This window comes from Kineosporia sp. A_224 (genome assembly GCF_002198655.1).
Classification (GTDB): domain Bacteria; phylum Actinomycetota; class Actinomycetes; order Actinomycetales; family Kineosporiaceae; genus R-H-3.
In genome coordinates, this window is the sequence record NZ_MWLN01000099.1 from 49,787 (window position 1) to 56,984 (window position 7,198).

Here is a 7,198-nt window from a genome sequence, read left to right on the forward strand (position 1 = left end):
TCATCCGGGGCCGCCGTCCGCAGTGCCCTCCTCGGCGCCTGCCACGGCGCCACCGAGGGGTGCCGTCCAGTGCAGCGTCGCACCGCCGGAGACGTTGCGGCACAGGGAGGACGCCCCGCCCAGCGCGGCGGCCCGGTCCGCCATGTTCGTCAGCCCGTGCCCGCCGGACGTCGTCGCGGCGCGGCGGTGCTGCGGCGGGCCGGTCCCGTCGTCGGCGACCGTGAGGTCGACCCGGTCGGCCCGGCAGGTCACGGTGACCTCGACGCTGCGGGCGCAGGCGTGCCGCGCGACGTTCGCCAGGGCCTCGCGCAGGACGCCGAGGAGGTGCTCGGGGACGGTCGAGCCGACGGGCAGCGCGACCGTGACGTCGACCGTGACCCCGGGCGTGAAGCCGAGGTGCGCCGCCGCCTCCTCGACGACCTGGGCGACCCGGGCGGGCAGGCTCCAGACGACCGCGGGGTCCTCGTCGAGGCCGTAGATGAGGGTGCGCAGGTCGCGGACGGCGGCGTCGAGGTCGTCGAGGTGCGCGGCCAGCCGGCGGTGCCCGTCGGGGTCGGTGATGTACCGGCCCAGCCCGTGGACGGCCATCCCGCTGCCGACGAGGCGGCCGATGACGTGGTCGTGCATGTCGCGGGCGATCCGGTGGTGCTCGGCGACGAGCCGGACCCGTTCGCGGTCGTCCCGGGCCCGGGCCCGGCCGACCGCGAGCGCGACCTGCTCGCTGAAGCGGTCGATCGTCTCCTGCTCGTGGGCGTCGAACGCCGGTCGGCCCGGGTGCCGGCGCACGACGACCAGGTCCCCGCCGTCGGCGTCCCGGGCCAGGTGCACGTCGTCGGCGTCGACGAGGAGCCGGCCCTCGGCGAGCACCATCCGCAGCACCTCGTCCGAGGCCGCCTCCGAGAGCAGCGCCGTCGTGATCCGGGTGCTCGCCTGCTCCCGGCGCCGGGCGCGGGTCGTCTCGTCGTGGAGCCGGGCGTGGTCGACCGCGACGGCGGCGTTGGCGGCGAGCGCCACGAGGAGGTCCTCGTCCTCGGCGGTGAACGGGCCGCCGCCGCGCTTGTCGGTGAGGTAGATGTTGCCGAAGACCTCGTCCCGCACCCGGATCGGGACGCCGATGAACGAGCGCATCGGCGGGTGGTGCGCCGGGAACCCCCGCGAGGCGGAGTGCCGGCCGAGGTCGTGCAGGCGCAGCGGGCGCGGGTCGTCGATGAGCAGCCCGAGGATGCCGTGGCCGCGCGGGAGGTCCCCGAGCCGGGCCGCGGCGTCCGCGTCGAGGCCGACGTGGAGGAACTGCGCCAGCCGGCCGTCGTCCCCGAGGACGCCGAGCGCGGCGTAGGTCGAGTCGAGCAGGTCGCGCGCGGACTCGACGATCTGGGAGAGCACCTCGCGCAGGGTGAGGTTCTCGGTGACGGCGAGGTTGGCCGCGACGAGGCCGCGGAGCCTGCGTCCGGCGTCCGGTCCGTCGTCCGACATGACCACCCCACCGAACGAGCGCCGGCGCCGTGGACCGGCCCGGTCGTGGCCGGGTCCGGGGCCAGAGCGCCCACGGTACGCCACCGGGCCCGGCGTCCCGCCGCGTCGCCGTCGCGCAGGGGGTTCAATGGGTGCAGCGGGTCGGGACCCTCCCGGCCCCGGTGCTTCGTCCGGACCTCGCGGGGCGCACCAGCGGGAGCCCTGCTCCCGCGTGCGAAAGGTCGACGGACATGCTCGCCTTCCTCGGACTCCTCGTCCTGCTGCTCGCCGCGCTCGTCATCGGGGCGGGCGTCAGCGGCAACGGCGGCAGCTCACGCCCGCTCGGCAGCGACTTCGACATCGCCGGGCTGCACCTCACCGGCCTGTCGGTCGGGGAGCTGTTCCTCTACGGCGCCGTCACCGGAGCGGTCGCGGTCGTCGGGCTGAGCATGGTGCTGGGCACCCTCTCCCGCCGCGTCGCCGCGCACCGCTCCCGCTCGCTGCTGCGGGTGTCCCACCGCGAGACGGCCGTCCTGCGCGACGACCGCGACCGGCTCTCGGCGCAGCTCCAGGAGCGGGCCGTCCCGGCGGCGGACCTGACGGCCGAGCTCGGCGCCGACTAGTGGTTGCTGCGGGTGGCGTCGGCGGTCACGGCTCCTGGACGACGTCCGGGACAGCGGTCGCGACGGCCTCACCGGCGTCCGTGAGGGCCTGCCCGGCCGCGTCGCCCGCGCCGGCCAGGTCGGGCAGGACCCCTGTCACGGCGTCCACGGCGTCCACGGCCTCCGCAGGGATCTCGGGGACGGCGGGCAGCTCGGGGAGCTCAGGGAGCTCGATGCCGAGGGCATCCTTCGCGCTGGTCACTGCATTCCTGAGGACGTCCCACACGGGGAGCTCCTTCGTCGAGGAGTGCGACGGCGGTGGTCCCGCCCCGCGACTCCGTCCCAGTCTCGCGCCGCGTCGCCCGGCGGGCGCCGGGCCGGGCCCGGGGAATCGACCGCGGCCGGACCGTGCGCCGGCGTCGATGTCCTGAAACGTGCCGATGGTCCCGGTCCGCGGCGAAGTCGCACCCGACGCTGGAGGTATGGCTGCATCCACGGACGAGCTCACCCGGACCGGCCTGACGAGCACCGAGGCGGCCCGGCTCCTCGGGGAGCACGGGCCGAACGAGGTCACCGTCCGGCGGCCCGTCCCCCTGCTCACCCGCGTCGTCACGCAGCTGCGCGACCCGCTCATCCTCGTCCTGCTCGCCGCCGTCGTCCTGACCCTCGTGACCGGCGACTACCCGGACGCGATCATCATCGGGTTCGTCGTCGTGGCCAACAGCACCGTCGGCGTCGCCCAGGAGCTGCGGGCGGAGAGCGCCGTCGCGGCCCTGGCGGCCCTCGCCGCACCGACCGCGCGGGTGCACCGCGACGGGCAGGTCCGCACCGTCCCGGCGGTCGACCTCGTGCCCGGCGACGTCGTCGACCTCACCCAGGGCGACATCGTGCCCGCGGACGCCGTGCTCGTGGAGTCGGCGGCGCTGCTCGTCGACGAGGCCGCGCTCACCGGGGAGTCGGTGCCGGTGGAGAAGTCCGCCGAGGGGGCGCAGGGGACCACCGCGGGCACCAGGGTCAGCGCCGGCACCGTCGTGGTCCGCGGCCGGGCCGTCGCCCGGGTCACCGCGACCGGTGCGGCCAGCGCGACCGGCCGGATCGCGAGCATGCTCGACACCGGCCCGGGCCGGACGCCGCTGCAACGGCGGCTGGCCGGGCTCGGCCGGGTCCTCGCCGGGGTCGCCGGCGCGCTGTGCGTCGTCGTCGCCGCCCTGGGGCTCTGGCGCGGGCAACCGCTCGAGCTCATGGTCGTCACGGCGATCAGCCTCGTCGTCGCGGCCGTGCCGGAGTCGCTGCCCGCCGTCGTCACGCTGTCGCTGGCCCTCGGGGCGCGCCGGATGGCGGCCCGCGGGGCGATCGTCCGCCGGCTCGCCGCCGTGGAGACCCTCGGGTCGGTGACCGTCGTCGCCACCGACAAGACCGGCACCCTCACCGAGGGGCAGATGGTCGTCGAACGGCTGTGGACGCCGTCCGGCGAGGCCCGCGTGACCGGCCTCGGGTACGGCCCCGACGGCGAGGTCGTCCTCGAGTCGGGCAGCGGGCCGTTCGTCGACCTGCTCGCGGCCGCGGCGCTGTGCAACGACGCCGCGCTCGAGCCGCCGACCGGGGACGCACCGCACTGGACGGCGGTCGGTGACCCGACCGAGGCGGCCCTGCTCACCGCCGCGTCGAAGACCGGCCCGGACGCCGTCCCGGCCGTCGACGCCCGGGGTGCGGCCCGGGTCGCCGAGGCCCCGTTCGACAGCCTGCGCCGCCGGATGAGCACCCTGCACCGGCTGCCCGACGGCCGCTACCTGCTGACCTGCAAGGGCGCGCCGGAGGTGCTCCTCGCCGGCGACCGGCTCGACGACCCGACCGGGGTCACGCCGTCGGCGGTCGCCCGGGCCGCGGCCTTCGCCGACGACGGCTACCGCGTGCTCGCCGTCGCCCGGAAGGCGCTCGCCGCCGCACCCCCCGACCTGGCCGCCCAGGAGAACGGCCTGGAGCTCCTCGGCCTCGTCGCGATCTCCGACCCGCCCCGCCCCGCGGCCGCCGACGCGATCGCCGCGTGCCGCGCGGCGGGCATCTCGACCGTCCTCATCACCGGCGACCACGCCGCGACAGCCTCGGCGCTCGCCGGGCGGCTCGGGCTCCTGGCGCCCGGCGAGGCGGTCGTCACCGGCGACCGGCTGCTGCCGGGCCCGGACGGGCCCGGCGCGAGCCCGGTGGGCGTCCACGTCTTCGCCCGCACGACGCCCGAGCAGAAGCTCGACATCATCCAGGCGCTGCGCGACGACGGGCAGGTCGTCGCGATGATCGGGGACGGCGTCAACGACGCGCCCGCGCTGCGCCGGGCCGACATCGGGGTCGCCATGGGCGGGCGCGGCACCGAGGTGGCCCGCCAGGCGGCCGACCTCGTCCTCGCCGACGACGACCTGGCCACCGTCGCGTCGGCGGTCGAGGAGGGCCGCCGGGTCTACGCGAACGTCCGGCGCTTCCTGCTCTACGGCCTCGCCGGGGGAACGGCCGAGATCGTCGTCATGCTCGTGGGGCCCCTGCTCGGCATGGCGCTGCCGCTGCTCCCGGCGCAGATCCTCTGGGTCAACCTCGTCACCCACGGGCTGCCCGGCGTCGCGCTCGGGGCCGAGCCCGTCGCCGAGGGCACGATGACCCGTGCCCCGCGCCCGCCTGACCAGAGCGTCCTCGGAGCGGGTCTCTGGCAACGGATCCTGCAGCTCGCGACCGTCGTCGCCGCGACCTCGCTCGCGGTCGGCTGGTGGGCGCACGCGCACGACCTGCCCTGGCAGAGCATGCTCTTCGTCGCCCTCGGCGCCACCCAGCTCGGGTCGGCGCTCGGCGTCCGCGCGCGGCCCCGGAGCTGGCAGAACCCGGCCCTGCTGTGGGCCACGGCGGCGGCCTTCGGGCTCCAGGTCGTCGCGGTCTACCTGCCGGTGCTGCAGACGCTGCTCGGGACGACGGCCCTCAGCGCCGGCCAGCTCGCCGCCGTGTCCGCGACCGCGGGCATCGGCTACGTCGCGGCCCGGCTGCAGACCGCCCTGGCCACCCGCCCGCCGCAGGTCACGGCAGGTACTGCTCGGCCAGGCCGATGACCTTGCCGCCCCGGACGCTCACCTGGAACAGCCGGCTGCTCACGTCGCCGTAGGCGGCGAGCTGGGTCAGGGACTTGCGCACGTCCTGGGTCGAGCTGCCGGTCTGCTCGGCCGCCAGGGTGTTCACCGTGATCCTCGCGCCCGCGAGGACCGCGAGGGTGCGCAGCTTCGGGTTCGCGTTGCGGATCCAGTAGTCGTTGGGCGGCGGCGACTCCCCGCCGTCCTCCTTCGCGGCCTTCGCCGCGGCGTCCCCGGTGAGGAACTGGACGACGTCCACGGTGACGAGGCGCGCGCCCGCGTCGACCTCGGTGACGATCACCGCGTGCCGACCGTCGGCGAGCGTCGCCTCGGCGGCGGCGTTCTTCGTCGACGTCGCGCTGTTCGACACCGCACCGGTCGGGCTCGTCGACGACGTGGGGGTCGGGGTCGGGTCCGGGGTGTCGGCGGCCGTGGTCGCCGCAGGCCCGGACGACGCCGGTGCCGTCGAGGACGCCGGCGCCCCGCCCGACGAGGCGCCGCTGCACGCCATCAGCCCGGCGCAGGCGGCGACCGCCAGCATCAGCGTCGTCCGTCGTCGTGCACCGCGCATGATGTCCCCGGCTCCCGGTCGCTGGCCGGCGGACCCGGGCAGGCCCGCCGGCCCACACCTTAGGGAATGTGCGCGGGGCCGTCCCCGGACCGACGTCTCGGACGCACCCGGCGACGTCTCAGGCGCACTCGGCGGCGTCACCGAGCCACGGGTCGAGGTCGTCGCCGTGCCGGCGCCACCAGTGGGTGCCGCGGGCCGCCTCCTCGTCGGTGAGCTCGAGACCGCCGAGCGCCCGCGCGATCCGGCGGCGGTCGCTCGGGTCGGTGCCGGTGACGACGATGCGGGTGCCGGCCCGGCGGCGCCACGGGCCGACCGACCCGAGGCTCAGCTGGCCGCCGGCGCCGTCCCAGGCGCACGCCGTCCCGGGTCGGGACGGCAGCCACACATGGCCGCGGGCCCGGATCCGGCCGCGGCCGAGGTCCTCGATCCTCTCGAGCACGCGCCCGGGGTGCAGCGGGCGCGCGGCCCGCAGGTCGAGGGTCCAGACACCGTCGCCGTCGCGCACCGGTGCCGGTCGCACGGCCTGGACGTCGCCCCGCGGGTCGCGCACCGGGCGCAGCAGCGCCGCGAGCCGCCCGGGCGCGAGGTCGTGGACGTCGCGGACCTCGATCCGGAACCGCGACGTCGCGAGGTGCGCGAGCAACCGGGACGCCGTCGGGTCGGGCGGGCGCGACGTCGCGACGACGTCGCTCAGCTCGACCTGGTGCGCCAGCGCCTCGCCGAGCGCCCGCTCGTCCCCGGCGAACAGACCGCGACCGCGCTCGGCGAGCGTGTCGGCACCGAGCAGGTCCTCGACGAGCGACTCCGCGTCGACGACGGTGACGACCCCGCCGGCCCGCAGCCGGCCGCCCTCGTGCTGCAGGGCCCGCACGACGGGCAGCGGCTCGGCCGCGACCGGCAGGGCGAGCACGAGCAGCGGGGGCAGGTCGTCGGCGAGGCGGCGCAGGGTCGGCAGGACGTCCTCGCGCAGGGCGCAGGACAGGCAGCCGTGCCCGAGGTCGACGTCCGCCTGCTCGACGACGCCGCTGCGGGCGTGCACGGTGCGCCGCAGTCTCGTTCCGCCGTCCGCGTCCTCGTCGTCGGCCGGCCCGACGTCGTGCTGGACGACGTACGCACCGGGGACGTCGCAGAGCAGCCCGGCGACGGCGCTCGCACGGAGCACGACGTCGACGGAGGCGACGGTGACGACGGGGACCACGCGGCTCGGCGGAAGCATTGACCCATCATGCATAATGAGAATCATTCTCGTCTAGTCGGGTCGGGGACGACCCGTTCAAGGAGGCCCACGATGGCGCGCAGCACCGAGAGCCGGCCGGTCGTCAAGCTCCGCTCCACCGCCGGCACCGGGTTCACCTACGTCACGCGGAAGAACCGCCGCAACGACCCGGACCGCCTGGTGCTCAAGAAGTTCGACCCCGTCGTCCCGAGCAGCGTCTGCAGCACCGGCAGGTAGACCGCGACGACCTGGA

7 protein-coding genes are annotated in these 7,198 nt (G+C 76.5%); 3 read left to right on the forward strand and 4 right to left on the reverse strand.

Annotated features, from left to right (window positions below):
• Positions 1-1,473 carry a GAF domain-containing protein gene (locus EDJALFJO_RS08125; protein ID WP_143448378.1) on the reverse strand — a complete coding sequence of 491 codons (1,473 nt, stop codon included), beginning with the start codon at positions 1,471-1,473 and terminating at the stop codon, positions 1-3.
• Positions 1,474-1,703: 230 nt separating this feature from the next.
• On the opposite strand from EDJALFJO_RS08125, the gene EDJALFJO_RS08130 reads away from it, so the two are divergent.
• Positions 1,704-2,075, forward strand: coding sequence for a hypothetical protein (locus EDJALFJO_RS08130; protein ID WP_088284000.1), 372 nt, complete (start codon positions 1,704-1,706; stop codon positions 2,073-2,075).
• 25 nt (positions 2,076-2,100) lie between these two features.
• Here EDJALFJO_RS08130 and EDJALFJO_RS08135 read toward each other — a convergent pair whose 3' ends face one another.
• The gene (locus EDJALFJO_RS08135) at positions 2,101-2,340 is read right to left on the reverse strand and encodes a hypothetical protein (protein ID WP_143448379.1); all 240 of its coding nucleotides are present in this window, start codon (positions 2,338-2,340) and stop codon (positions 2,101-2,103) included.
• A 196-nt stretch (positions 2,341-2,536) separates the two neighbouring features.
• On the opposite strand from EDJALFJO_RS08135, the gene EDJALFJO_RS08140 reads away from it, so the two are divergent.
• Entirely contained in the window at positions 2,537-5,140 is a 2,604-nt protein-coding gene (locus tag EDJALFJO_RS08140) for a cation-transporting P-type ATPase (protein WP_088284004.1), read from the forward strand.
• Here the strand turns inward: EDJALFJO_RS08140 and EDJALFJO_RS08145 are convergent.
• Entirely contained in the window at positions 5,109-5,699 is a 591-nt protein-coding gene (locus EDJALFJO_RS08145; protein WP_088284006.1) for a hypothetical protein, read from the reverse strand. The two genes, EDJALFJO_RS08140 and EDJALFJO_RS08145, sit on opposite strands and share 32 nt — an antisense overlap.
• A 148-nt stretch (positions 5,700-5,847) precedes the next feature.
• Complete coding sequence (locus EDJALFJO_RS08150; RefSeq protein ID WP_158220337.1) at positions 5,848-6,945, reverse strand: GTP-binding protein; 1,098 nt, start codon at positions 6,943-6,945, stop codon at positions 5,848-5,850.
• 72 nt (positions 6,946-7,017) lie between these two features.
• On the opposite strand from EDJALFJO_RS08150, the gene rpmG reads away from it, so the two are divergent.
• Positions 7,018-7,182, forward strand: a complete 165-nt coding sequence (rpmG, locus tag EDJALFJO_RS08155; RefSeq protein ID WP_088284010.1) for a 50S ribosomal protein L33 — start codon at positions 7,018-7,020, stop codon at positions 7,180-7,182.
• Positions 7,183-7,198 lie beyond the last annotated feature (16 nt).